22 protein-coding genes and 1 tRNA gene are annotated in these 24,797 nt (G+C 61.6%); 17 read left to right on the top strand and 6 right to left on the bottom strand.

Features of this window, described 5'->3' with window-relative positions; translation table 11 throughout:
- The first annotated feature begins 103 nt into the window (after window positions 1–103).
- The 6 genes from MRUB_RS08375 (at window position 104) to MRUB_RS08350 (ending at window position 6,211) form a co-directional block, all read left to right on the top strand.
- Window positions 104–1,978 (top strand): ABC transporter permease, encoded by a 1,875-nt coding sequence (locus tag MRUB_RS08375; protein ID WP_013013914.1) that lies wholly within the window; start codon window positions 104–106, stop codon window positions 1,976–1,978.
- A 3-nt stretch (window positions 1,979–1,981) separates the two neighbouring features.
- On the top strand, window positions 1,982–2,893 hold the full coding sequence (locus tag MRUB_RS08370) for an ABC transporter permease (RefSeq protein WP_013013913.1): 912 nt from the start codon (window positions 1,982–1,984) through the stop codon (window positions 2,891–2,893).
- Window positions 2,894–3,021: 128 nt separating this feature from the next.
- A complete protein-coding gene (locus MRUB_RS08365; protein ID WP_013013912.1) occupies window positions 3,022–3,276 on the top strand; it encodes a Sec-independent protein translocase subunit TatA/TatB in 255 nt (84 codons plus the stop codon).
- Window positions 3,277–3,286: 10 nt separating this feature from the next.
- The gene (gene tatC, locus MRUB_RS08360) at window positions 3,287–4,039 is read left to right on the top strand and encodes a twin-arginine translocase subunit TatC (protein ID WP_013013911.1); all 753 of its coding nucleotides are present in this window, start codon (window positions 3,287–3,289) and stop codon (window positions 4,037–4,039) included.
- Between the two features lie 48 nt (window positions 4,040–4,087).
- A complete protein-coding gene (locus tag MRUB_RS08355; RefSeq protein WP_013013910.1) occupies window positions 4,088–5,167 on the top strand; it encodes a bifunctional 3-deoxy-7-phosphoheptulonate synthase/chorismate mutase in 1,080 nt (359 codons plus the stop codon).
- A gap of 78 nt (window positions 5,168–5,245) precedes the next feature.
- The gene (locus MRUB_RS08350; RefSeq protein WP_013013909.1) at window positions 5,246–6,211 is read left to right on the top strand and encodes a 4Fe-4S dicluster domain-containing protein; all 966 of its coding nucleotides are present in this window, start codon (window positions 5,246–5,248) and stop codon (window positions 6,209–6,211) included.
- A 9-nt stretch (window positions 6,212–6,220) separates the two neighbouring features.
- Here the strand turns inward: MRUB_RS08350 and MRUB_RS08345 are convergent, their stop codons facing one another.
- Window positions 6,221–6,691 carry an Lrp/AsnC family transcriptional regulator gene (locus tag MRUB_RS08345; protein WP_013013908.1) on the bottom strand — a complete coding sequence of 157 codons (471 nt, stop codon included), beginning with the start codon at window positions 6,689–6,691 and terminating at the stop codon, window positions 6,221–6,223.
- A gap of 127 nt (window positions 6,692–6,818) precedes the next feature.
- Here MRUB_RS08345 and MRUB_RS08340 point away from each other — a divergent pair, with 127 nt between their 5' ends.
- The 6 genes from MRUB_RS08340 (at window position 6,819) to MRUB_RS08315 (ending at window position 11,868) form a co-directional block, all read left to right on the top strand.
- Complete coding sequence (locus tag MRUB_RS08340) at window positions 6,819–7,169, top strand: hypothetical protein (RefSeq protein WP_013013907.1); 351 nt, start codon at window positions 6,819–6,821, stop codon at window positions 7,167–7,169.
- A gap of 92 nt (window positions 7,170–7,261) precedes the next feature.
- A tRNA-Gln gene (locus tag MRUB_RS08335) sits at window positions 7,262–7,335 on the top strand.
- A gap of 168 nt (window positions 7,336–7,503) precedes the next feature.
- A complete protein-coding gene (locus MRUB_RS08330; RefSeq protein WP_013013906.1) occupies window positions 7,504–7,896 on the top strand; it encodes a response regulator in 393 nt (130 codons plus the stop codon).
- Between the two features lie 61 nt (window positions 7,897–7,957).
- On the top strand, window positions 7,958–10,204 hold the full coding sequence (locus tag MRUB_RS08325) for a transglycosylase domain-containing protein (protein WP_013013905.1): 2,247 nt from the start codon (window positions 7,958–7,960) through the stop codon (window positions 10,202–10,204).
- Window positions 10,205–10,384: 180 nt separating this feature from the next.
- Window positions 10,385–11,383: an aspartate-semialdehyde dehydrogenase gene (locus MRUB_RS08320; protein ID WP_013013904.1), complete on the top strand. Its 999-nt coding sequence runs from the start codon at window positions 10,385–10,387 to the stop codon at window positions 11,381–11,383.
- 35 nt (window positions 11,384–11,418) lie between these two features.
- A complete protein-coding gene (locus MRUB_RS08315) occupies window positions 11,419–11,868 on the top strand; it encodes a hypothetical protein (RefSeq protein WP_013013903.1) in 450 nt (149 codons plus the stop codon).
- A gap of 173 nt (window positions 11,869–12,041) precedes the next feature.
- Here MRUB_RS08315 and glpX read toward each other — a convergent pair whose 3' ends face one another.
- The 4 genes from glpX to MRUB_RS08295 form a co-directional block, all read right to left on the bottom strand.
- Window positions 12,042–13,010 (bottom strand): class II fructose-bisphosphatase, encoded by a 969-nt coding sequence (gene glpX, locus MRUB_RS08310; protein ID WP_015586897.1) that lies wholly within the window; start codon window positions 13,008–13,010, stop codon window positions 12,042–12,044.
- 85 nt (window positions 13,011–13,095) lie between these two features.
- Complete coding sequence (gene hisIE, locus MRUB_RS08305; RefSeq protein WP_013013901.1) at window positions 13,096–13,731, bottom strand: bifunctional phosphoribosyl-AMP cyclohydrolase/phosphoribosyl-ATP diphosphatase HisIE; 636 nt, start codon at window positions 13,729–13,731, stop codon at window positions 13,096–13,098.
- A 27-nt stretch (window positions 13,732–13,758) separates the two neighbouring features.
- Window positions 13,759–14,544, bottom strand: coding sequence for an imidazole glycerol phosphate synthase subunit HisF (hisF, locus tag MRUB_RS08300; protein WP_013013900.1), 786 nt, complete (start codon window positions 14,542–14,544; stop codon window positions 13,759–13,761).
- Window positions 14,545–14,610: 66 nt separating this feature from the next.
- On the bottom strand, window positions 14,611–15,849 hold the full coding sequence (locus tag MRUB_RS08295) for a class I SAM-dependent RNA methyltransferase (protein WP_013013899.1): 1,239 nt from the start codon (window positions 15,847–15,849) through the stop codon (window positions 14,611–14,613).
- 98 nt (window positions 15,850–15,947) lie between these two features.
- Here MRUB_RS08295 and MRUB_RS08290 point away from each other — a divergent pair, with 98 nt between their 5' ends.
- From MRUB_RS08290 to MRUB_RS15795, 3 genes are all read left to right on the top strand, one after another.
- The gene (locus tag MRUB_RS08290) at window positions 15,948–16,895 is read left to right on the top strand and encodes a TAXI family TRAP transporter solute-binding subunit (protein WP_013013898.1); all 948 of its coding nucleotides are present in this window, start codon (window positions 15,948–15,950) and stop codon (window positions 16,893–16,895) included.
- Between the two features lie 163 nt (window positions 16,896–17,058).
- Window positions 17,059–19,104 carry a TRAP transporter permease gene (locus MRUB_RS08285; RefSeq protein WP_013013897.1) on the top strand — a complete coding sequence of 682 codons (2,046 nt, stop codon included), beginning with the start codon at window positions 17,059–17,061 and terminating at the stop codon, window positions 19,102–19,104.
- Window positions 19,105–19,174: 70 nt separating this feature from the next.
- Entirely contained in the window at window positions 19,175–19,531 is a 357-nt protein-coding gene (locus MRUB_RS15795) for a hypothetical protein (RefSeq protein ID WP_036200174.1), read from the top strand.
- Here MRUB_RS15795 and MRUB_RS08280 read toward each other — a convergent pair.
- A complete protein-coding gene (locus tag MRUB_RS08280; protein ID WP_013013896.1) occupies window positions 19,445–20,362 on the bottom strand; it encodes a patatin-like phospholipase family protein in 918 nt (305 codons plus the stop codon). The two genes, MRUB_RS15795 and MRUB_RS08280, sit on opposite strands and share 87 nt — an antisense overlap.
- A 187-nt stretch (window positions 20,363–20,549) precedes the next feature.
- Here MRUB_RS08280 and trpC point away from each other — a divergent pair, with 187 nt between their 5' ends.
- Both trpC and MRUB_RS08270 read left to right on the top strand, forming a co-directional pair.
- Entirely contained in the window at window positions 20,550–21,329 is a 780-nt protein-coding gene (gene trpC / locus MRUB_RS08275; RefSeq protein WP_013013895.1) for an indole-3-glycerol phosphate synthase TrpC, read from the top strand.
- A 68-nt stretch (window positions 21,330–21,397) separates the two neighbouring features.
- Window positions 21,398–24,667 (top strand): ATP-binding protein, encoded by a 3,270-nt coding sequence (locus MRUB_RS08270; RefSeq protein ID WP_013013894.1) that lies wholly within the window; start codon window positions 21,398–21,400, stop codon window positions 24,665–24,667.
- Window positions 24,668–24,797 lie beyond the last annotated feature (130 nt).

Raw genomic sequence — 24,797 nt, 5'->3', positions numbered from 1 at the left:
TTCCGGGGTGGGCCTGGACTTTTTGAGAGGGGCTGCCGGGGGGTATAGCTGCTTCGCGCTATGCAATGGAGCCGCGCAGTGTAGAATCCGCTCTGAGGAACTTATGGGTAGGTATCTCTTTTTGCTTGCGGGACTGATTGTGCTGGTGCTGATGATCTTGTCCCCCTGGGCTGTACCCATGCGGGAGTTTGACGGCACCGGTTACTTACTCAACCCCCTAGGGGCCATGAACCCCAAAGGCCTGACTTTGCCAGAAGGGTTAAGTTTTGGCTGGTTAGGGGTCATGTTTGGGCTTTGGGTGGCGCTGCTGTTGACGGCCAGCATTGTGGTGTTCTTACCAAACGCTGCAACCCGGGCCAGGATCCTCTACGTACTAGGGGGGCTGGGCCTGGCTTTGTTTGCGCTCGAGGCTTATCTGTTTTATCAGGCTATTGCCGCGGCCAACGAGGCGGCTTTGGCAGCAGGAGCCCGGCGTCCACCCCTGCGCCGCTTTGCACTTTCGCTGGGTGCTTATGTGGGGCTGTTCTACGCTCTGGGGCTTTTGCTGGTGGCCCGGATGCAGCTACCGGGTGGGCTGGCCTTTCTGGTGCGCCTGCGCGGGGTGGTGGTTCCGCTGGTGTCGCTGCTGCTGGCGGTGGTGGTCGGGGCCGGGGTGGTGGCCATCCTGCGCCCGGGGCTTGGCACCCAGGGGGTGGAGGGCCTGGGCCTGCGTGAGTTGATTGCCGGCAAACTCGACCTGGTTACCTATACCTTCCAAATCCTGTTCAGCCCCATCCTCAACCTGCCCGGCATCTTCAACAGCCTTAGCTTTGCCACCCCCCTAATCTTTACCGGGCTGGCTGTGGCTTTTGGCTTCCGGGCGGGCCTGTTCAACATCGGGGCCCCCGGACAGCTCACCATTGGGGCGCTTTTTGCCATGCTGGCCGGGGTTTACCTGCCCCTGCCGGGCTGGTTGCTGCTACCCACAGCCATACTGGCCGCGGCCCTGGGCGGGGCTTTGTGGGGCGGACTGGTGGGCTGGCTCAAGGCCCGTTTTGGGGCCAACGAGGTGATCAACACCATCATGATGAACTACATCGCCGCTTCGGTGCTATTGTTCATGCTGGCCGCCAACGAGTACAGCTTCTTCGGCAACAAGGTGACCCTGCCCTTCAAGGCCGAGGGCTTTGAGGGGCGTAGCGAGGAGATCCTGGAAGGGGCCCGCATTCCACCTATGATCGATATCCTTGCGCCCAATAGCACGTTTTCGTGGGCCCTGCCGCTTGGGGTGGTGGCGGCTCTAGGGGCCTACTACGCTCTGCGGCGGCTCGAGCTGGGCAAGCGCTTGTTGGCTGCGGCGGCTGCCCTGGTGGCGGGCTACGTGTTGGGGGGGCTTCTGCCGGGCATCCCGGTTACCATCAGCTCGGCGCTTTCCTCGCAGCTCCTCAACGGCTCGTTCTTGATCGCCATTCTGGCTTTGCTGTTCTATAACTTTTACCTTTTCCGCACTTCAGGCGGGTACGAACTACGGGCCACCGGCCTGGCCCCCAAAGCCGCGGAGTATGCTGGGGTTGATCTGAGGCGAAAAATGGTGCTGGCCATGTTCATCTCAGGGGCTTTAGCCGGGCTGGCCGCGACCCACTATGTTTTGGGGGCGGGTATGGACGGCACCTACCGGCTTAAAACTGCCATCCCATCGAGCGTTGGCTTTGACGGCATCGCGGTGGCTCTGATGGGTCAGAACACGCCGCTGGGGATCTTCCTCTCGGCCACCCTGTTTGGTGTTTTATTGGCGGGGGGGGTCTCGCTTAATGCCCAACTGGGTATTAGCAACCAGATCATTCAGGTTTTGCAGGCCCTGATTATTTTGTTCATAGCGGTGGGCGGCTTCCTACCACGCTACTTTACCGATCCGCTGCGGGCTGCTCAGGTCGAGACCGAAGCCAAGGCCGAGCAGGAGGCCCGTCAGGCCAAGACATCGCCGGTTGCAGGAGATTAACCCATGGAGCTTGTCATCGCACTGTTTTTCTCAACCTTGCGTCAGGCAACGCCGCTGCTGCTCACCGCGCTGGGTGGGCTGTTCTCAGAACGCAGTGGGGTGGTCAATATCGCCCTCGAGGGCATGATTCTATTCGGCGCGGCTGCCGCAGCCATCACCGTCAACCGCATCGAGGTAGCCACGGGCGGCCTCGAGGCCTTCTGGATCCCCTGGGTGGGCCTCCTGGTGGGGGCCATTGTGGGCGGTCTGGTGGGCCTGATTCACGCCATTGCCTCCATCAAATACCGCGCCGACCAGATTGTCTCGGGGACGGCCATCAACATTGCTGCGCTGGGCGCACCTTCGATCGTACTGCAGGTGCTGTACAACAACACCTCCACCTCTCAGGAGGTCAACAACCGCCTGCCGCTGGTCAACCTGGGGATAGGAGAAGTTTCCATCCTGGTTCTGATCGCCTTTCTGCTGGTGCCGGTGGTCTGGTGGGTGCTCTTCAAAACCCCCTGGGGTCTGCGCTTGCGGGCCGTGGGCGAACACCCCGAGGCCGCCGAGACCATGGGCGTTAATGTGATACGGATGCGCTATACCGCGGTAATTCTGTCCGGTATGCTGGCTGGCATCGCGGGCGCCTACCTCTCGATAGGCTTCCTGAACCAGTTTATCCGGGCTATGAGCGCCGGGGCCGGGTTTATTGCCCTGGCCGCGCTCATCTTCGGTAAATGGCATCCGTTTGGCGTGCTGGGGGCTACCTTGCTGTTTGGCTTCGCCCAGGCGCTGGCTATTCAGCTTCAGGGTGGGAATGTTTTGCCTGCCACCATTGTTCAAGCCCTGCCATTCATCCTGACCATGCTGGTGCTCGCTGGCTTTATCGGGCGGAGCCGTCCCCCGGCTGCGGTTGGCAAACCCTACGATAAGTAAGGCCCACCTGCGATGCTGGCTGCGCTTCGCCTGGCCTGGAGGGGGGTAGGCACAGCCGGGGTATGTGCGGTGCCCTGGATTTCAGACGGCCTTCAGCCGGCGGAGTAAACTATGCACAGGAGACTGCCATGAACCTAGGAATGACGGAAATCCTGATTATTTTGTTGATTGCGTTGCTTTTGTTCGGGCCCCGCAAGCTTCCCGAACTCGGGCGCAGCCTGGGTCAGAGCATACGCGAGTTTCAGCGTGGGGCTAAAAGCATCCGCGAGGAGTTTGAAAAAGCCGCTGATGTGCGGGAGCTCAAGGATATCAAGGAGGAGGTGGCTAAGCCACTAGAGGAGCTTAAACGGCCGCTCGAGGCCAAGGAAGAGACCAAGTCCTGAGGGGGTCGGCATGCGTGAAGCCCCTTTGATGGAACACCTGGAGGAATTGCGCAGCCGCTTGATCTGGGCCATCGTGTCCTGGGCGGTGATGACCGCAGTAGCCTTTACGTTTCGTGTGCAGATCCTCGAGGCCCTACGGCGGCCCCTGGATGCCTACAACGCCAATGCTTCGCTCAAAGCCGAGCTAATCGTCCTGAACATTACCGAACCCTTCCTTACTGCTTTCAAGGTGGCCGCGTTTGGGGGGCTGGCCCTGGCGCTGCCCTTTATCGTCTACCAGATATGGGCTTTTATCGCCCCCGGACTGTACCTGCACGAGCGCCGACTGGCGGTTCCGTTTATCCTGGGAGCAGGTTTCAGCTTCGCGCTAGGAGCGGTGTTCGCCTATTTTGTGCTGCTGCCCTTTGCGGTTCCATTCTTGCTGGGCTTTCTGGGGGATGTGGTCACCCCGCAAATTTCTATCGGAATGTACATGGGACAGGTGGTGACCTTCCTGGCCCTGATGGGCATCCTGTTCGAAATGCCGGTGGTGAGCTTCCTGCTAGCCAAGCTGGGTCTGCTCTCGAGCCGCTTCCTGGTGGATAACTGGCGCATTGCGGTGGTCTTGTTGGTCACCCTGGCCGCCCTGATTACCCCTACGGTGGATGTGGTCAACCTGAGCCTGGTATCCCTTCCTCTAATGGTGCTTTATGGCGTTTCCATTTTGTTGGTAAAGTGGGCTGAGCGGGGCCGCCCCAGGGAAGTGGAAACCAGCCCGGTTTAGGGGACTGGGCTTGCTTGTAAAAGACAACTTTGGTATACCATTGGGTTCATGGATCAGCGAATCTTAGACCTGCGCAAGGAGGTTGACCGGATCAACCGCGAACTGCTCCGTCTCCTCTCTGAACGCGGCAAGCTGGTGAGCGAGATCGGCCGGGTGCAAACCGAGCTGGGCCTGCCCCACTACGACCCCAAAAGGGAAGAGGAGATGCTGGCCTACCTGACCCGGGAGAACCCGGGGCCCTACCCGGCTGAGACCATCAAGCGGCTATTCAAGGAAATTTTCAAGGCCTCGCTGGACTTAGAAGAGCAGCAAGATAAACAAAAATTCCTCTACTCACGCCAGGTCAAGCCCGAGGACACCACAGTTCGGGTTGGAGATGTGGTCTTTGGCCGGGATAAGGTGCTGGTAGCTGGGCCCTGCTCCATTGAATCGGAAGAACAGATGCTGCTCACCGCTAAGTTTCTGGCCGGGCATGGGGTGAAGGTTTTACGCGGTGGGGCCTACAAACCCCGCACCTCCCCGTATGGCTTTCAGGGTATGGGGGAGCCAGCCCTCAAGATAGGCCGTGCGGCTGCCGATGCCAACGGGATGGTTTTTGTTACCGAGGTGATGGATACCCGCGATGTGGAACGGGTGGCCCAGTATGCCGACATCCTGCAGGTAGGCACCCGCAATGCGCAGAACTTTGCCCTGCTGCGTGAGGTGGGCAAAGCCAACAAGCCGGTGCTGCTCAAGCGGGGTTTTGCCCAGACCATCGAGGAGTGGTTTTACAGCGCCGAATATATACTTTCGCAGGGTAATTCCGAGGTGATCTTGTGTGAGCGCGGCATCCGCACTTATGAAAAGTGGACCCGAAACACCCTCGATCTATCGGCGGCCATCCTGGCTAAACAGCTCACCCATCTGCCGGTGATTGTGGATGTGACCCACGCGGCGGGGCGGCGGGATTTGCTGGCCCCCCTGGCTCGAGCCGCTCTGGCAGCCGGCCTGGATGGGGTGCATGTTGAGGTGCACCCCAACCCTAAAGTGGCCCTCTCCGACAACGAACAACAGCTCGACTTCGCCCAGTTTGAGCAGTTTTTGCAGGCCATCGAAGACCTCATGCCGAAGCCGGCCTCGAGGGTGTAGCAGATGCGCCCACAGCCTTTTAGCCTAAACTGTTGGTTTTTCCCCTCTTTACCTCAACCAATCCGGTAGGCTGTTGCTGTGGGACTGCTTGACAACCTTGTTGGGGCCTTTCTAAAACTCACCGACCCCACCCCCGAATACACCGGGCCGCGCTGCCTGCTCGAGCGCAACAGCGTCGGGGGATGCGATAAATGCCAGCAAGTTTGCCCGCACGGGGCTATTAATCTGGAGAGCTTTACCGCTGAGATCGACGAGGTAAAGTGCACAAGCTGCGGGTTATGCACGGCCGTCTGTCCCGGTCTGGCCCTCGAGTTTCCGCTGGGGCCTATACAGGAGAAACTGCACCGCGGGCGCGGCCAGATCCGCTGTTCTAAAGCGCCGGGGGCAGGCGACGAGATCCACTGCCTGGGCCAGCTAACCCCTGGCGCTCTGGCTGAGGCCGCCTCTCGTTTCGGTGCACTCGTTCTGGCCCGGGGCGACTGCGAAAGCTGTCGGATTGGGGGCCCCACCATTCCAGAGCGTGTGCAATGGGCGGTGCAGGAGGCCAAGCGGTATTTTCCTGGGCTCGAGGTGCATATACAAAACCAGCCCCTGCGCGGGGCCGAGGTAGGCCGCCGGGAGTTTTTTGGGGCCCTGCTAGGAGGGGCTAAGCGCTCGGCTGCGGAACTGGTACCCAACCTGCCCCTACCGCCTTTGGAACCCTATGAGGATAAAAGGGGTGAGCTGCCCGCTGAGCTTCGCTTGCGCAGGCTGGCCGCTTATCGGGCCCAGGCCGTCCGCTGGCCCCGCATCGCGGTGGCTGAAGGGTGTACCTTATGCCCGGTTTGTAGCAATGTCTGCCCCACCAAGGCCGTCGAGCGTGAACGCGCACCTGGCGGCGAGGAGTACGTGCTCAAGTTGAATGTATCGGCCTGTACGGGGTGTGGGGCTTGCCTGGAGAGCTGCCCGCCGCAGGTTATCTCGCTGGTAGAGGCTGGAAGGGAAGAGGTCTTGGGGGCGCCCATCGAGCTGTTCCGAGGCCGGCCCCCCTGGTACGACCTGTGAATTACAACGCTACTGGATCGCTTGTGCTTGGCTAAGAACACGAAAGGCCACTGGTTTGGAAAGCACCAGGGCTGTGGTGGTTGTGCCGTAGATGCCCAGCTTCTGGTTTAGCACCTGCTCGAGCTCCTGCACAGAGCGGAATACCGCCCGAATCAAGTAGCCATCGCGCCCCGTCAGGTTCCAGAACTCGAGCACATTGGGTAGCTGGGATATATAGCGGATGGCGGCCTCGTGGTGGCTATGTGTGACCTCGGCCCGGATGAAAACCTCGAGGGTATACCCCAGCTGGCTGGGATCCACATCGGCCCGGTAGCCCCGGATAATCCCGGCCTCCTCCATCCGGCGTACCCGTTCGGCCACGGCGGGCGCCGACAACCCCACCTGCCGGCCCAGTTCGCTGTAGGGCAGGCGGGCGTTTTGCTGAAGCAGCTCCAGGATCTTCCACGAGACCTCGTCCAGAGGTTTAGATTCAATAGCCATAGGCAAATTTTACTTTGTTTTCGTTTGAAAAATCCATTTATTTATTTCGATATGCCATTCTCAGTTGTGAGTCTACCTACTACCATAAAGACATCGGCTCGAGCCTGGCCGATCAGGGAGAACAAGCATGAAACGTCCTCTCAACGTCAAAACCTTAGAACAAAGCGCCCTTACTGCCCTGGCCCTATTTGTCCAAAAGCAAGGTACTCAACTGGACTGGCTGATTGACCGGCATTTTGTGGTGGCGCACCTGGTGCCCACCTTGCATTACCGCTGGCAGGCCCACCTGCCCATCAAGGCGACCGAGCTGGTTGAGCTATGGGCCGAGCACCTGGGTCTTTCCGAGGCTGTGTTGCGCGCCTGGATGCCACAGCTCGAGCCTGTCTTTGCCGAATACTTGAAACTTCTGGCGGTTGATCTGCAAGCGCATACGCAAAACCCCCGTCTCTTGCAGCGGATGCTAGGCTATGCAGCCTAGGCTGGCCGGTGGGTTTGACACACGGTGCGAAGACCCCTAAAATACCGATTGCTGTCCTGCGGGGTTTCTGGCAACCCAATGGCGCCTTCCGCTGGGGCATCGTCTAATGGCAGGACAACGGTCTTTGGAACCGTCGGTCGTGGTTCGAGTCCACGTGCCCCAGCCAGCAGCAGGACGCACCCACCCGGGGGTGAATACCCCTCGGGTGGTTGGCTTTAAGGCGATTTTGCGGTTTGTGAGCCCAGGCGGGGCACCGCCCCGGAGCGCGCGCTGGCTGCATGACTGTGATATTTGGGCCTGTCCTTCGCCCTGGGTTTGCTAGCATCTAGCTAGTATGTCGGAAGCAGTGCCAAGCAATAAGGTGTTGATAGTAACCTCGAGCCAGACCTTGCGGGCTTTGCTCGAACTGGCTATCGAGGAGCAAGGTATTGAGGCGCAATTTTTCGAGAGTGCTAAGGAAGGCCTGGATTACCTGAAAGCCCATACCCCCCGTGCCATCGTGCTAGACGATGCAATAGAAATAGACCCCTTTTCAATTGCTTCCCGCCTCAAAATGAGCCGTCGCTTGCGAGAAGTACCGGTGGTGCTGTTCCTTACCGATGGCGACGAGCGAACCAAGCTAACCGCCGAGTTTGCCAGGGTTGATCACGTGCTTTCCAAGCCGGTAGACCGCAAGGCCTTTTCCAATATTCTCCGCAACCTGGCAAGGCCGCAGCCCAGTCCTTAGGTCTTTGGGCTCAAAATAAGCATTACAAACCCTCTAATGCAATGCTGCTAAACTGGGGCACGTGCGAAGATTGCTTCAGGTTTTGCGGCTGGTGCTACTTGCAGGGTTTCTGGGCGCACTGGGAGCCGCAGGGTACGTAACCTGGCTGCTCCTGCGCGACCTGCCTAGCCTCGAGACCCTTGAAGATTTGCGCTTCACGGCCACCTCTACCTTCTACACCCGCGATGGTATTCCCATTGCCGATCTGGCCTCGGTGGAGGATGGGCGGGCTATTGCCCGGCAGTTGGTGCGGCTTTCCGAGGTATCCCCCGCAGCGGCCGTGGCGGTGGTGGTTTCGGAGGATCAGCGCTTTTTCAGGCACTACGGCATCGACTTCATCCGGTTGCTGGGCGGGGTTTACTACACCTTGCGCGGTGATCTACAGGGGGGCTCCACCATCACCACCCAGGTGGTCAAGAACACCCTGCTAAGGGATCTGGCCCTCGAGCGGCGGGGTATCAGCGGCCTCGAGCGCAAACTGAAGGAATTTCCGCTGGCTATTCAGGTTGAGCGGCGCTACTCCAAAGAGGAAATTTTAGAGATGTACCTGAACGTGGTGCCCTGGGGCGGCAACGCACAGGGCATCTGGGCCGCGGCCCAGGCCTATTTTGGTAAGGAGCCGTCCGAGCTTAACCTGGCCGAAGGGGCTTACCTGGCCGTGCTGATTCCTGCGCCGAACACCCGCTACCTGGACTTCAGCTCGACCCGACGGCGCATGCGGGTATTGCTGAACAACATGGTCTCGGAGGGGTGGATTAGCCAGTCTGAGGCCGATGCGGCGTGGCGTTATAAGCTGGTGCCCAAGGGCTGGGAAGTGGAATACGACGACAACGGCAACCTCAAGAATGCCAAGCTGGTTGACCCCAGCGTGCGAATTGTGCCCGAACGCAATGTGCGCCTGGCTCCATACTTTGTATATGAGGTACAGCGCTATCTAAAAGAAAAAATAGGTGCAGACAAGCTGCGTGAACAGGGTGGCCTGCGCATAATCACAACCCTGGATCTCCGGATGCAGACCGCTGCTGAAAAGGCGGTGACGGGCCGCCGCCTACCCGATCAGGCCCAGCTCGCGCTGGTGGGCCTCGAGCCCAACTCGGGCGAGGTGCTGGCTATGGTGGGGGCCCGGCCAGGCACCGAGGGTGAGTTCAACCGGGCCACCCAGGCCTGGCGTAGTCCCGGCTCGGCCATCAAACCCTTTACTTACGGGGTCGCCCTGGAAGCTGGCTGGACCCAGGCCACCACCGTGCGCGACTCACCCATCGAGTACCGCACGCCCCAGGGGGTGTGGCGGCCTAAAAATTTCGATGGCCGCTACCTAGACCGCCCGGTCAGCATCCGCTACGCCCTGGATCGCTCGCTGAACCTGCCGGCCATTCGCACCGCCGAGGCCATCGGGGTGCAGCGCCTGGGCGATAAGCTGCGCACCGCTGGCTTCCGCCTGACCGGCAATATGGCCGTGCTGGCCAACGCGATTGGGGGTGGCGCCGAGATCACGCCCATGGGCCTGGCCGCTGCTTACGCCAGCTTTGTCAATGGGGGCTACTGGGTGGAGCCCCGGCTGGTGCTTCGGGTTGAGGACAGCAACGGCCGCATAATCTACCAGCCTGAGACCAAAAAAGTTCTGCTCTGGTCGCCCCAGGTGGCCTATCAGATCTGGGATATGCTCAAAGGCTACGTCTACGACGTGCCGCCTGGGTTCAGCTCGAGCCTGGCCTCGGCGGCGCGCATCCCTGGGCGTATTGTGGGCGGCAAAACTGGAACCAGCGACGAGGCCATCGACCTATGGTTTGCTGGGGCCACCCGCGGTCTGGTGGCTACGCTCTGGGTCGGGCGGGATGATCACAAACCCCAGCGCATGGGCGGCGTGGAGCCCAGCAGCTCGGTGGTGAACCCGCCCATCTGGCGCGACTTTGTGGAACAGGCCCTGCGCGGCCGCCCCGCCGGCGATTTTCCACAACCCTCTGGGCTGGCTACGGCCACCTTCGACCTGCTAACCGGGAATATCAGTTCCAGTGGTGTTGCGGCTTTGTTTCCTGCGCGCCAGGTGCAGCGCACCCAGGTGGCTGGCGCCCAGTCTGCTGTGCTGGATGTCCCACCCCAGCCCACCTACATCGCCCGCCCCGGCCCAGCGCTGGCCTCCGGTCGGGCCTACCTTACCATTGCGGTCAACCGCGTGACCGGCTGCCTGGCTTCCCCGGAGACCCCAACGGCCCAGGTGGCATGGCTACAGGTGCCCGAGGCGCGGATTGGTGATTATCGCTGCAACTGAGGAATCAGGCCTTTCTGTGGTTGTGGAGCGGGCTGGTTGGGTTTGACTTTTGCTTGAGTTGCTTATATTGTTGTTCGCAGATGGTTTGGTATACCACCACCACTAGCTAAGCGGCGGCTCGCTCGAGTTGCCGCTACCTGCCAGTTCTGGCAGGTTTTTTGTTGAAGAGAGGTGAAGGCTATGAAAATCGCGATTGTAGGGGCGACCGGGGCGGTTGGTAAAGAGTTGCTGAGCGTGCTCGAGCGGCGAGACTTTCCGGTTTCGGAGCTGCGGCTGTACGCCTCGGCGCGTTCTGCTGGTCGAAGCATGGTTTTTCGGGGAGAGGAAGTCGCTGTAGAGGCCCTGCCGGAGGCCCCACTGCCGGTGGACGTGGTGCTGGCGAGTGCAGGTAGCAGCATCTCCAAGCAGTATGCCCCCATATGGGCCACCCAATCGGTGGTGATCGACAACTCCTCGGCCTTTCGCTATGAGCCGGACGTACCCCTGATTGTGCCGGAGATTAACCCGCACGCCATCCGGGGTCATAAGAACATCATTGCGAACCCCAACTGCACCACAGCCATCCTGCTGATGGCCCTTCATCCCCTGCACAAAGCCTTTAAGGCCCGAAGGGTGATTGTGAGCACCTACCAGAGCGCTTCGGGGGCAGGCGCAAGCGGGATGGAGGAGCTGCTGCAGGGCACCAAAGAGTTCCTGGCCGGGCGTGCGGTTGAACACAAAACCTTTGCCCACCCCCTGCCCTTCAATGTAATTCCACAGATAGACGCTTTCCAGGAAAACGGCTACACCAAAGAGGAGATGAAGGTGCTGTGGGAGACCCAAAAAATCATGGAGGACTCGCAGATCCGGGTTTCCTGCACGGCAGTACGGGTTCCTACCCTGCGGGTGCACTCCGAGGCGGTTACGGTGGAGTTTGAAAAACCCGTAAGTCCGGAGGCGGCTCGAGCGGTGCTAAGCGCAGCGCCAGGGGTGGATTTGGTGGACGATCCCGCTGCCAAACGCTATCCCATGCCCCTGAGCGCGACCGGCAAGTTCAACGTGGAGGTGGGGCGTATCCGCAAAAGCCTGGCCTTTGATAACGGGCTGGATTTCTTTGTGGCGGGAGACCAACTGCTCAAGGGAGCGGCTTTGAATGCTGTGCAGATTGCAGAGCTGCTGCAAAAGCCAGTAGCCATCTAGGCTAGCACCCCTTTATACTTGGCGCGGAGGCTTGTATGCGCAAATGGCTGATCCTGTTGGTTTTGCTGCTCGGTTCGGCTCTGGCCCAGAGTGTGCAGGTGACTGCTGGCAGTCCCTTTGGGGTCAATGCTGGCGTTCGCTTTTCCCTGGTGCCCTTGCTGGTGGATGGGCGGGTGTATGGCGGTGCCAACTTCTTTACCGGTGGGCCGGCCTCCCTCGGTGGCGGCGCCGACGTACTGGTCTCGGTACCCCTGACCGATCTGTACGCGGGGGCCGGCTTGTTTTATGCCTCCGGGACAACCGTCTCGCTGATTTCGCAAGGCGCTGGCAGCGGGGGTCTGGGGGCTCGAGGGGTGATCGGAACCTATTTGAACGTGGGTCTACCGCTGGTGGGCATTTTTGTTGAGGTGCACCCCATGCTGTTTTTTGGCAGCTCGAGCGCTTTTGGCCTGGGGGGTGCTGTGGGTGTAAACATCGGCTTCTGATCCGGCTGGGTTTGCTGTAATAACGCGCATTTCGGCCGTATCGTTTACTTTCGAAAGCCCGAACGAAACTGCTGGAATGCGCTTTTGATTACACCCAGGGGCAAAGGATTCAAGCGGGGCCAAACCGCTATAACCAGGGGCACTGCCCCTGGTTTTTGCTGTGATAGCAGGTGCTATACGCGGATATTGACCCGTGCGCCGCTCTCAAAGAGGTGAATGGAGTCGATAAACCGCACCACCTTGGTCTGATAGCCCATCACAATCGAGTGGGTGCGGGCGCCGCCGCCAAAGTAGCGCACCCCCTCGAGCAGCTCTCCGTGGGTAATGCCGGTTGCCGAGAAGACAATTTGCCGGCCTGGGGCCAGGTCATTGGTGCGATAGATTTTCTTTTCGTCCACCCCCATGGCATGGAGCCGCTCGAGCTCGGCGGGGTTGCTGGGCAGGAAGCGCCCTTGAATCTCCCCGCCCATGCACTTCAAAGCAGCAGCCGCCAGCACCCCTTCCGGGGCACCCCCACTGCCCATCATGACGTGAACACCGGTTCCACGAACGGCCACCGAGACCGCTGCTACCACGTCGCCATCGGTAATCAGCTTGACCCTGGCCCCGGCTTCCCGCACCTCGCGGATAAGCTGTTCGTGCCGGGGCCGATCCAAGATGACCACCACCAGGTCTTCTACCTTGCGCTGGAGGGAGTCGGCGACGATGCGCAGGTTGGCCTCTACCGGAAAATCCAGGCTCACCTTGCCGGCTGCTGGTGGGCCCACCACCAGCTTTTGCATGTACATGTCGGGGGCCCCCACCAGGCCGCCTTTTTCGCTGATGGCAATGACCGTGATGGCGTTGGGCAGACCTTTGGCGGTGATGGTGGTGCCCTCTACCGGGTCCACCGCAATGTCCACCTCCGGCCCACCCCGTCCGAGGCGCTCGCCGATGTAAAGCATGGGGGCTTCATCCATCTCGCCTTCGCCGATCACGACCCGGCCATGGATGGGGAGTTCGGAGAGCACAGTGCGCATGGCCTCGGTACCGGCCGCGTCTACGGCGTCTTTTTTGCCCATTCCGGCCAGCCGGCTGGCGGCCAGTGCGGCCTGTTCGGTTACCCGGGCGACCTCGAGCACCAGGAGCCGCTCAATGTCCATATCGGTATCGAATTCCATTTCCATACCCCAAGCTTACCAAGCTTTGCTAAAGCACAGGCCTTGGTAGCCCTTCCAGAGGAAATCCCTATGCCTGGCCCTGGTCCTTCGGTTGGTGCCGGCCCCAGAGCGTGCGGGCGAGGTCCGCGGGGGTGACGCCTTGCTCGGCGAGCACGAACAGCAGATGGAACAGCAGATCCGAGGCTTCCCAGACCAGCTCCTCGGGGTGGTGGTTCTTAGCGGCGATGATCACCTCACCGGCCTCCTCGCCGATTTTTTTGAGCAGGCGGTCGAGGCCCGCTTGGTGCAGCTTGGCGACGTACGAGCCCTCGGGCAGGGTGTGGATGCGTTGCTGAATGGTTCGGTACACCCGCTCCAAAACCTCACCCAGGGGTGGGTCGGCGGTGGGGGTCAGGGGATGATGGAAACAGCTCTCGGCCCCGGTATGGCAGGCCGGGCCCTCCGGGATAACTTTGTACACCACCGCGTCCTGGTCGCAGTCGAGCACAACCTCCACCACCCGCTGGGTATGCCCGGAGGTCTGGCCCTTGACCCAGAGCGCACCCCGGCTGCGGCTCCAGAAGGTGCTTTGCCGGGTTTGTAGGGTTCGCTCGAGGGCCTCGAGGTTGGCATAGGCCAGCGTGAGCACCTGACCGGTCTGCGCATCTTGCACGATGACCGGAACCAGGCCGTTGGCATCGAATCGAACTTCGCTGAGATTCATAGGCTTCCCTTGGCTCATTCTCGGTAGTCAGGTGGGGGATTGCAACCCACGGGGGGCCTCGAGCCGCACCGGAATACCCTGTTGGGCCAGGTACGCTTTGAGCTCTGGGATGGGAATCTCGCCAAAATGAAACACGCTGGCGGCCAGGGCTGCGTCGGCAATGCCGTCTTGCAGCACCTCGGCAAAGTGCTTCGGGCTGCCCGCACCGCCGGAGGCGATAACCGGGACATCCACCACCTGCGACACGGCCTGACACAGGGCCACATCGAAACCGGCCTTGGTGCCGTCGGCGTCCATGCTGGTCAGCAGAATCTCCCCCGCACCCAGGCTGGCGCCCCGCTCGGCCCAGGCCAGCGCGTCCAGTCCGGTGGGGGTGCGGCCCCCAGCCACGTATACCTCCCAGGAGCTGCCGCTTCTGCGTGCATCAATGGCCAGCACCACGGCCTGGTTGCCAAAGTGCTCGGCCAGCTCCCGGATCAGCTCGGGCCGTCGAACGGCCGCCGAGTTGACCGAAACCTTGTCGGCGCCGGCCAGCAGCAGGGCCCGGGCATCCTCGAGGCTGCGCACCCCCCCGCCCACCGTGAAGGGAATAAACACCTGCTCGGCCACCTGGGTGGCTATCTCGAGCATCAGGCCGCGCTCCTCGTGGGTGGCGGTAATATCCAGGAAAACCAGCTCGTCGGCCCCGGCCAGGTTGTAGGCTTTGGCCGCCTCGACTGGATCCCCGGCATCCCGCAGGTTCACAAAGTTAATGCCTTTAACCACCCGTCCATTGTGGACGTCGAGGCACGGGATGATGCGCTTGACCAACACAACGACGATTCTCGGAGAAGCAGACGCAAAGCGCAAGGGGTGCCTCGGTGGGGGCGTACAGCACCCTCAGAGCGATAGCAGGCTCAGCACCTCCACATGGTGGGTAAAGGGGTAGAAGTCGTAGGGACGGGCAAAACGCAGGCGATAACCGCCCTGCACAAGCCTTCCGATATCGCGGGCCCAGGTGGCCGGGTCGCAGGCGATGTAGAGGATCTGCCGGGGCTTCTTCTCCAGCAGGCCGGCCAGCACCTCGGGCGCCAGGCCGGCTCGAGGGGGATCAACCATGACCAGGTCGGCGGGGAGGTGCCGGCCCAGCACCCTGGCGTCATCCCGAACAAACACCAGGTTCTGCACCCCCAGCCGGTCGCGGTCGGCCTCCCCCCGCTTAACTGCGCTTGGGTTAATCTCAATGGCCACCACCTCGGTAAAGCGATGGGCCAGGTGCAGGCTTAGGACGCCGCTGCCCGCATAGAGCTCGACAGCCTTGCGGCCCGGTTCGACCACCTGGGCGGCTTCTTGAAACAACAGCCCGGCTGCCCTGGGGTTGACCTGGGCGAAACTTTGCACGTTTACGCTGGAAAGCACCCCGCCAAAGTCCTCGAGGAGGTGCGGGGTTCCAGCCAGGTGCTGGAGCGGCCCGCGGAAACGGCCCTTGGGGCTCGAGGCGCCCCAGACCACGCCGGCGATGCCTTCCTGCACCAGGGCCTGTGCGGTTTTTTGGAAATGCCGCGCGTGTCCACCAATAAACCCGATCTGCACCTTTTGCTCGTAGATCGAGCCCCGTAAGACCACCTCCTCGAGGTTGGCGAGCGGCCAACCGCTCAACAGCTCGAAGGCGGGTTGGAGGGGTTCGGCGATGAGGGGGTCGTGGGGTATGGGCACCAGCTCGTTGGAGCGGGGCCGCCGGTAGGCCAGCCCCCCCAGGGGGTGCAGGGCGTACTGGGCGGCGGTGCGGTAGTAAAGGCCGGGCTGGGCGGTATAGCTGGGGGAGGGCTGAACTGGGGCCAGCTCGAATTGGAGCTTGCCAATGCGCTCGAGCGACTCCTGTACCAAAAGCTGCTTTATGGGCAGCTGGTAGGGGTATTCCAGCGGTAGGTCGGCTGAAGGGGGCAATGCCTCGAGGTACCGTGCTGGATGTGCTTCCAGAACACGGATTACCCGACCCTCGAGGTGGTTTTTGCGCTGCCAAAGCTCTGCTTCTACTGTCTCACCTGGTAAACCACCCTGCACCAGGGCGGTTCCCGAGGGGGTGCGGGCCAGTCCCAGGCCGCCTGCAACCAGCTTCTCAATATGTAACCTAACCACACTTCACTCTACCCAATGGCCTGAAGCTAAGGACAGAGGTTGACGCAGCCCTGACACTAGGGAATAATCAACCCGGTTAGCACAAGGAGGGAACTGAAATGAAAAAGAAGTTTCTGCTATTCGCCTCACTTGCGCTGTTGGGCTCCGCTCTCGCGCAAACCTTCGTTACCATCGGCTCTGGTGGCACCACCGGGGTTTACTTTCCCGTGGCTACCGGCATCGCCAAACTGGTCAACGATGCCAACATTGGGGTGCGGGCCAACGCTCGCTCTACCGGCGGCTCGGTGTTCAACATCAACGCCATCGCCTCGGGTGAACTCCAGATGGGCCTGGCTCAGAACGATATCGCCTACTATGCCTACAACGGTACTGGCATCCCTGCTTTCGAGGGTAAGCCGGTGAAGAACATCCGTGCGGTGGGCATCCTTTACCCCGAGGTGGTGCATGTGGTGGCCCGCGCTGGGGCTGGCATCAACACCATTGCCGACCTCAAGGGCAAGCGGGTGGTGATCGGCGATGTGGGCTCTGGCACGGAGCAGAACGCCCGGCAGGTGCTCGAGGCCTACGGGCTCGGCCTGAACGACCTGCGCGAAGCCATCCGGGTGAACCCCAACAACGCACTGGCCCTGATGCAGGACGGCCGCGCCGATGCCTTCTTCTTCACGGGGGGCTTGGGCGCTTCGGTGATCAGCCAGGCCGCCCAGACCTTGCGCATCCAGCTTGTGGAGGTTGAGGCCAGCCGTGTGCAGGAACTGGCTAAAAAGTACCCCTTCTACCGCGCCTTCAACATTCCGGGTGAAACCTACCGCGGCGTGGATGTGACCACCCCTTCGGTGGCGGTGCTATCGATGTGGATTGCTGCCGAGAGCCTGAGCGCCGACGTGGTGTACAACATGCTCAAGGCCACCTTCGATAGCCCCGAGTTCAAGTCCATTCATCCCAACCTGCAGCGCTTTTTCAACGTGAACCTGGCCGCTCGTAACCTGCCGATTCCCCTGCACCCCGGCGCCGAGCGCTACTACCGTGAAAAGCGCATCATCCGCTAAATTCTTGAATCCGTCCGGGCCGACCATCGAGTCGGCCTTACTTTTTGCGGGTCAAAATGGACGTTGTGGGCTTTTGGGTGTAAAACTATGCCAGCTTATGAGCCAGGGAGGTGCGCCCTGCTCGAGTCCAACAGCGTAGGGGACGTGACTATGGAGGTTATGGATGCATAACAATAATCCGGAGGTTGAAGCCACCCGCCTGGTTGAGGAGACCGAGCTGGGGGGGCGAAAACCAACCGACTGGAGCCGCTGGGTCATTCTAGGGCTGGCGGTGGGCTGGAGCGTATTCCAGGTCTGGGCGACTTGGGTTGGCTCACTGGATCAGCTCTTCTTCCGGGCGGCCCACCTGGCCTTTGCCTTCGCCCTGGTGTTTTTGGTCTACCCCTTCAACCGCCGTAGCCGCCGCGACCGGATACCCCTGTTCGATTGGGTGCTGGGCATTACCGCAACCCTTTCGGCAGGCTACGTGATGTGGCAGTACAAGGAGATGATTGAGATCCGGGGTGGGCTGGCCAACCAGACCGACCTGGTGGTGGGCAGTGTCACCATCCTGATGCTGCTGCTGGCAGGCTGGCGCTCGCTGGGGCCGGCCATGCCCATCATCACCGTTGTGTTTATGCTGTTTGCTCTCACCGGGCCCCAGGGGCTCTTCCAGGGGCAGTTGCCCGGCGCCTTGGGCCAGCTCCACGCAGGGGTGCAGTGGCGCTCGTTGGTGAGCCAGCTCTTTATGAACGCCTCGGATAGCATCTGGGGGACGCCCATTGGGGTGGCGGCCCGAACCGTGTTTGTGTTTGTGCTGTTTGGGGCCATCCTCGAGCGGGCCGGGGCCGGTAAATGGTTTACCGACCTGGCTTTCAGCATTTTGGGTGGGGTGCGGGGCGGGCCGGCCAAGGCCTCGATTGTCTCCTCCGCGCTCACCGGGGTGGTCTCGGGCTCTTCCATCTCCAATGTGGTCACCAGCGGCACCTTTACCATCCCGGCCATGCGGCGGGCGGGCTACTCGGCCGAGAAAGCCGGGGCGGTCGAGGTGGCGGCCAGCTCCAACGGGCAGCTCATGCCCCCCGTGATGGGGGCGGCGGCTTTTATCATGGCCGACTTCCTGGGCGTACCGTACTCGTCGCTGGTGCTGATGGCTGTGGTGCCGGCCCTGCTGGCTTACACCACCCTGTTCATTCTGGTGGACTTAGAGGCGGTCAAGCTGGGCCTTAAGGGGCTGCCCAGATCCGAGCTACCCCGGTTCTGGCCGACCTTCCGGGCAGGGCTGCACTACGTGTTTCCCCTGGCCTACCTGCTCTACGCCCTGCTGGTCATCGAGATGTCGCCCGAACGGGCCGCGCTCAACACCATCTTCTTGATGATTGGGGTGGCGCTGCTACAGGAACTCTACCGCGCCCAGCGCAGCGGGCAGGGGATTGCTAGTGGCTTGCGCTCATTTGCACAGATTGTCATCGAGGGCTTCGCCAACGGGGCCCGCAACATGGTGGGCATTGCTATTGCCACCGGTCTGGCCGGCATCATCATCGCGGTGGTGCTCATCACCAACATCGGGTTTGGCCTGACCGACCTGCTGCAAACCCTTTCGGGGGGCAACCTGCTGGTGGCCCTGTTCCTGGCCCAGCTCATCAGCCTGGTGCTGGGCATGGGCCTTCCCACCACCGCCAACTACGTGGTGATGGCCAGCCTAGTGGTTCCGGTGATTACCAAAATTGCCGAGCAGAACGGTATTGACTATGGCTCCCTGACCTTTTCGGGCATAGAGGTGCCCATCCTGAAAATTGTGGCCCACATGTTTGCCTTTTATTTTGGCATCATGGCCGACTCGACCCCGCCCGTGGCCCTGGCGGCCTATGCGGCCTCGGCCATCGCCAAAGGCGACCCCTTTAGAACCGGTGTGCAGGGCTTTGTCTACGAGCTGCGAACCGCCCTCCTGGCCTATATGGTCTTCTTCAACCCGGGTTTGCTGATGATTGGGGTGGAGAGTGTGCTCGAGGGTGGACGCATCATTACAACCGCCCTGCTGGGGCTTACAGCCTTCTCAGCAGCCACCCTGGGCTACCTATTGGGGAAGGCCAACTGGCCCCAGCGGCTTCTGTACTTGGTGGCAGCGCTCACACTGATGCCCAACAACCCCAGCACAGAAATTGTAGGAATTGGGGTGATGGCCCTGGCCCTGGGCTGGCAGTGGTGGGCCCGCCGAGCAGCCTCCTAGCGCTGGGCTGATGAAGTCTTGGGTGGAATTGCTGAATTGCCAAGCGCCTCTAGCTTCGAGGCGACGTGGTTTGTTGCAGCTAAGTGCGCTGACCTTGCTGGTTCAGTTCTTTCATCTCAGCCTGGCCTGGCTGGTCTTACCGGTATTGGCTGGGCTGCCCGCCTGGATGGTCTGGGCCATTAATGGTTTTTTTGCTCTGCTGTGGGTGGCTGTTGGGGTGCAGCAATTCCGTCCATCTACTAAGCAGCGCCTCGAGCCCGTGCGCAAAGTTTTTCTGAATGCGCTGTGGCTTGGGGTGGCCGGTCTTGCGGCGATTTTTGCTCTGCGGATGGGGCTTAACTTAGGGGTGGCGCTGTTTTTGATTCTGGGTTGCGTGGGCTATGGAGCCGCTTTTTGGCGTCTGTGGCTTGAGCTGGGCAAAACGTGACCACCAGGGTTTGCGGCTTGGAACGGGTTTGAACAGCAGCTCTTTGATTTTGGGTAAGGCGGCCTCGGCCTTCTGGCGGCCCAGCTCGTAGGCCCTCTGGGCTTTGGTGTAGTCGAAGGTTTCGATGGGGGGGTCGGCCTCCAGGGCGATCACCAGATCGGCCTGGGCCAGGGCGATGCTCAACAGCCGGCGGCGCGAGGCCTCCCCAGCCTGCAGGGCTGCTTCCAGCGCGCTCCTGGGCTCACTGGGTATCACCCGATTGGACACGTCCACGGCCACAATTGGGCCGGCCTGCAGGGCTTTGGCGGCCGTGACTGGCACCTTTTCGGCCACATCGCCATCAACCAGCAGCCGGCCATGCCAGGCCACCGGAGGGAAAATGCTGGGTACGGCGCTGCTGGCGGCCAAAGCGTCGGCCACTGAACCGGCCCGCAGCATAACCGGCTCCCCGGTGGTCAGGTCGCAGGCCTGGATGACCAGCGGTATGGGGCTTTCTTCGATACGCCGCTCGCCGAACAGCGCGCGGTAGCCCTGGCGGATCTTGGCCCCTTCGGCCAGGTAAGGCCGCCGCACAAAATCGACCAGACGGCTTACCTGGTGTATAGCGCCGTTTTTTTGCAGGCGCTCGAGCTCGGGATCTTTGAGCCACTCGCCGAGCTCGTTGTGGTGTACGTGAATGCCGAAAGCATATAAAGCTGCTGCCAGCGCGCCAGCGGAGCTGCCAGCCAGCCCTGCAATTGGAATATTGGCCTCTCTCAATACATCCAGCAGGGCCATATGTGCGCTGCCCCGCACGCCGCCGCCTCCCAGGGCCAGAACAATACCCTTCATAGTTGTTATGCTAGCAAAATAATTGAACCAGGTGCACTGACCTTGATTAAGCATTGACCAAGGCCGCATTTAAGCTAATGACCAGAATGGCTTCATACAGTGCAGGCAGGCGCGCCCGTGGGGCTTTGTTTGAAGTATTAGAAATTTGTCATATCGCGCGAAGCCATAAAGCAGTAGCATAAAACACATGATTCCAGAGCTATCCCGCGTACCGGGCGTGCTGGGGGAGATCTCGCGCCGACGCTTGCGCGAGGTGGAAGGTTTGCAAGTCCCGGCAGAGCCGGTGCTGCCCAGCCCGCCCCTGTTGAGCCAGGCTTTGCGTTTGCCAGGTCTATCGCTAATTGCTGAAGTCAAACGCAAGAGTCCCTCGCAAGGCGAGATAGCGGTGGCCCTCGAGGCTGCCGAAGTAGCCCGTGCCTATGTGGCCGGGGGCGCTCGAGCCATTAGCGTACTGACCGAGCCGCACTACTTTGCCGGTTCAGACCAGGATCTGCGGGAGGTGCGGGCTGCGGTGGATGTGCCGGTGCTGCGCAAAGACTTCACAGTGCATCCGGTGCAGGTGGCCGAGGCCAGGGCCCTGGGGGCCTCGGCGGTGCTGCTGATTGTGGCGGTGCTGGGCCGGCTCACGGCGTCTTACCTGCAACTTGCCGAGCAGGCGGGGCTCGAGGCCTTGGTGGAGGTGCACGACGAAGCCGAGCTCGAGCTGGCCTTGTCGGCTGGGGCCCGCATCATCGGGGTGAATAACCGCAACCTGATTGATTTGAGCATCGACCGCCGAACGGCCCCGCGCCTGGGGCGTATGGCCCGGGCAGCGGGGTTTAGGGGCTTGCTGGTGGCCGAGTCAGGCTACAACGATAAAGCACAACTACAGGAGCTGGAGGGGCTGTTTGATGGGGTTTTGATTGGCACCAGCCTGGCCCGCAGCCACAACTGGCAGGCCGCAGCCTCACAAATGACCGGGGTTTAGCAAAGGGGCGCGGCCAGGGCGATGGGGTTTTTGTGCAGTTGAGGTAGCCCAACCGGTGCGAGGATTAAATGGCCCTCTACCTGAGCTTGCTTGGCCCGCCCCAGCTTTGGGCGGATGGCGCGTTGGTGCCGCTGCTGCCCCGCAAGGCGGTGGCCATGGCAGCCTACCTGGCGGTGGTGGGCCACCCGGTGGAGCGGGGTCGTCTGGCCGATCTGCTATGGGAAGGCGACGAGGCGGCCTCACGCAGAAACCTGCGCCAGGAGTTGTTCCGCCTTAAACGTACCCCATGGGAGCAGGTGTTCGCGCAAACCACAGCCTCGGTCGGCCTGGGGGCGGTTGAGACCGACCTCGAGGTTTTTCTGCACCGGATGGCCCAGGGGGCTTGGGCCGAAGCAGCAGCGCTCTGGCGGGGTGGGTTTTTGGCCAATCTGGAAGCGAAGACCTCGGAAAATTTCCAGGACTGGCTGATTCCCGAGCGTGAACGCTGGGCTGGCCTTTACCGCGAAGCCCTGCTCGGTCTGGCCCGCAGCTACGAAGCTGGTGCTAATTACCATGAGGCCCTAAAGATGTACCTCCGACTTCTGGGGGATGATCCCTTACAGGAGTCCGATCAGATGGCGGTAATGCGCCTGTACCTGCAGATGGGGGATCGCGCGGCAGCGTTGCGGCAGTTTGAACAGTTTCGGGCACTGCTCATGGAACAGCTAGGCCTCGAGCTGAGCCAGGAAATGAAGGCCTTTGGAGCGCAGATGCTGGCCGGCAGGTTCACCGCTCCTCCAAACGACAGCCCCAACCCCTGGGCTGAGCCGCCTCTGGTAGGCCGTGAAGCGGATATCTTTTGGCTCGAGACCCACTGGGGGCAGGGCCTGCTGCTGCTGCTGGGTGAAGCAGGGGTGGGTAAAACCCGGCTGGCCCTGGAGTACGCCAGACGGCGGACGAGGGCCGGTTCTGCCGAGGTGTTGCGGATTCGCCAGCGCGAAAGCGGCCAGGGAATTGGTTTCAGTGCGGTGTTGGAGGTATTGCGCCAGGCCTACGAGGATCGCAGGCTTCACCATCTGTCCTCACCCTGGCGAGAGGAGCTGGCCCAGCTTCTGCCCGAGCTGGGAAGCCCACCTGGCAGCTTACACAAGACACGCTTATTTGAGGCGCTTTGCAGGGGTTTGCTAGCCATTGCTCGCCCCGGCGGGGTGGTGCTCTGGGATGATCTGCAATGGCTGGACTGGGCCAGCCTGGAGTTTCTGCCCTACCTGGTGCGCCGGGCGGGGAGGCTGGGCTTGGCAGTGCTGGGCACATCTCGATTCGAAGCACTTCAAAACAATGAGCCTGTGAGGCGGGTGCTGCAAGAGCTGGCCCAGGAAGGGAGTATGCAGCAACGAGTCCTGGAGCCCATCGACCAATCGGCCCTGCTCGATCTACTGCGCCAGCTTTCGGGCCAGCAGGAGGGTGGTGAACGCTTCGCCGAACGCTTGTTCAAGGCCACGGAGGGAAATGTCTTTTATGTTCTGGAGACGCTGCGCTACCTCTTCGACCAGGGCCTGCTCAGGGCTGAGGCGGGGGCCTGGCATACCCCCTTCGATGGCTTTACCAGCGATTACCGCGAACTGCCCCTCCCACCCAGCGTGCGCGATGCCCTGCTGGAGCGGCTTAAGCGACTGGGTGAGGGGGTTGTTCCCATTGCGCAAGCCCTGGCGCTGGCCGATTTTCCCCTGCCGCCCGAGCTGGCCGCCGGCTTGCTGCGCCACCTCGAGGCCCCCATTGAAGCCCTGGAGCGCCTGACCCAGAGCGGCTTCTTGCGCCTGGATCCGGCCGGCTATACCCTGCGCCACGAACTGGTACGACAGGCCGTACTGGCCGAGATGAGCGAGTCGCGTCGCTGCTGGTTGCACGGGCGTATCGCCAATGCCTTGCGCGAGGTGAGCGGGCCGTTGCCCCAACTGGCCGCGCACCTGGAGGCGGCTGGGCAGCGCGCCGAAGCCTATGTGGCCCATCTGATGGCCGGTCGTAGCCTGCGCCGGGGGCCCTTGGCCCGGCAGGCCTTGGAACACTATGCCCGCGCCCAGGTTTTGTGTCCGTCCATGGAACCGGATTCGGAGCGCTTTCGTATGCTGATCGAAGCCGCCGAGACCCGGGTCTTGCTGGGGCAACTGCAGATTCCCGAGCGCCAGGAGATGGCCCGTTTGGTCGAAAATCTGGGCGACCCTGAGCGCTTTCGTATGCACTTGCTCAATGCGGATGTGGCCCTGGCCTCGGGCCGGGTGGCCGAGGGGATCGAAGCGATACAGGAGGCCAAGCATCTAGCACGAACGCCCTGGCAGCAGGGCCATGCCCTGTTCAAACTGGCCTGGCTCGAGTACCGTGGGGGTGACCCCGATAAGCAGCTCGAGCCCCTGCTAGCCTCCATACAGGCTTTCCACGATATTGGCGACCCGGCCATGGAAACCCTGGCCTTGCGCAACCTCTCGGGCTACTGGTTCCGGGTGGGGGACTTGGAGCAGCATCAGCAGGTCTATGAGCAGGCCCTCAAACGGGCCGCCCAACTCAAAGACGACCTGCTGCTCCGCCGCCTAAGGGCCGACAAGCTGATGGTGGACTGGGTCAAAGGCGACTATGCCGCCAGCACGCAGATGGCCGACCTGCTGTACCAGGAAGCCCGCGAACGCGGCGACTGGTGGGCGGTGTGGGATGCTTTGCAGGGCCTTCTGCTTAATGCGGCGGTGCTGGGCCTGGAACCCACGCTCGAGGCCACCGTGCAGCGGGCCATGGTCGAGGCCGCCGAAGTCGGGGCCTGGCGCGACCTGGCCCTGCTCCGCTCCGACTACGGCAACGCCCTGATGGTTGCGGGCCGCCTGGAGGAAGCCCGGCGCGAGCTCGAGGCCGCTCTGCGCGACCTGCGCGAGATGGGTGAGCGGGCCCGGCTGGGCCATGCGCTTTTCAACCTAGGCTTTACCCTGCTCGAGCAGGGGTACCTTGAACAAAGCCGGCAGACCCTCGAGGAATCGGTGCAGATCTGGCGCGACAGAAAGGAATACCGCCACACTGCCCGCTCACTGGCAGCTTTGGCCCTGAACCATTTACGGGCCGGTAACCGCAAGCAAGCACGGCAAATCTCTGCTGAGGCCCACGAGCTGCGCGCGCCGTGGGCACTGGGCATCTACGACCTCCCGCTGGTGCTTTATGCCAGGGCACGGGCCCTGGGAGACAAGCAAGGGGCGGACTTGCTGGCCGAAACCCAAAGCTTGCTACACAACTTGGCGCAGCAATTGCCCCCTCACCTTGCCGAACGGCTTTTGCAAAACCGGTATGTGGCCTGGGCTTTGAGCAAAGTGCCTGAAAGATGACCTTGCCATAAAACTGCAAAGCAAACGATGGATTGCAGTGCGTTTTGCTCAGAACAGTAACGGCGATATAACGCTGGTCTTGTTAGCCTCTAGCTGGCTACAACCTGAAATTCATCAACATGGTTGAGCT

It is taken from the genome of Meiothermus ruber DSM 1279 (assembly GCF_000024425.1).
GTDB classification, from domain to species: Bacteria; Deinococcota; Deinococci; order Deinococcales; family Thermaceae; genus Meiothermus; species Meiothermus ruber.
The sequence above is the reverse complement of the archived record's forward strand: the minus strand, read 5'-3'. Positions and strand labels throughout refer to the sequence as shown.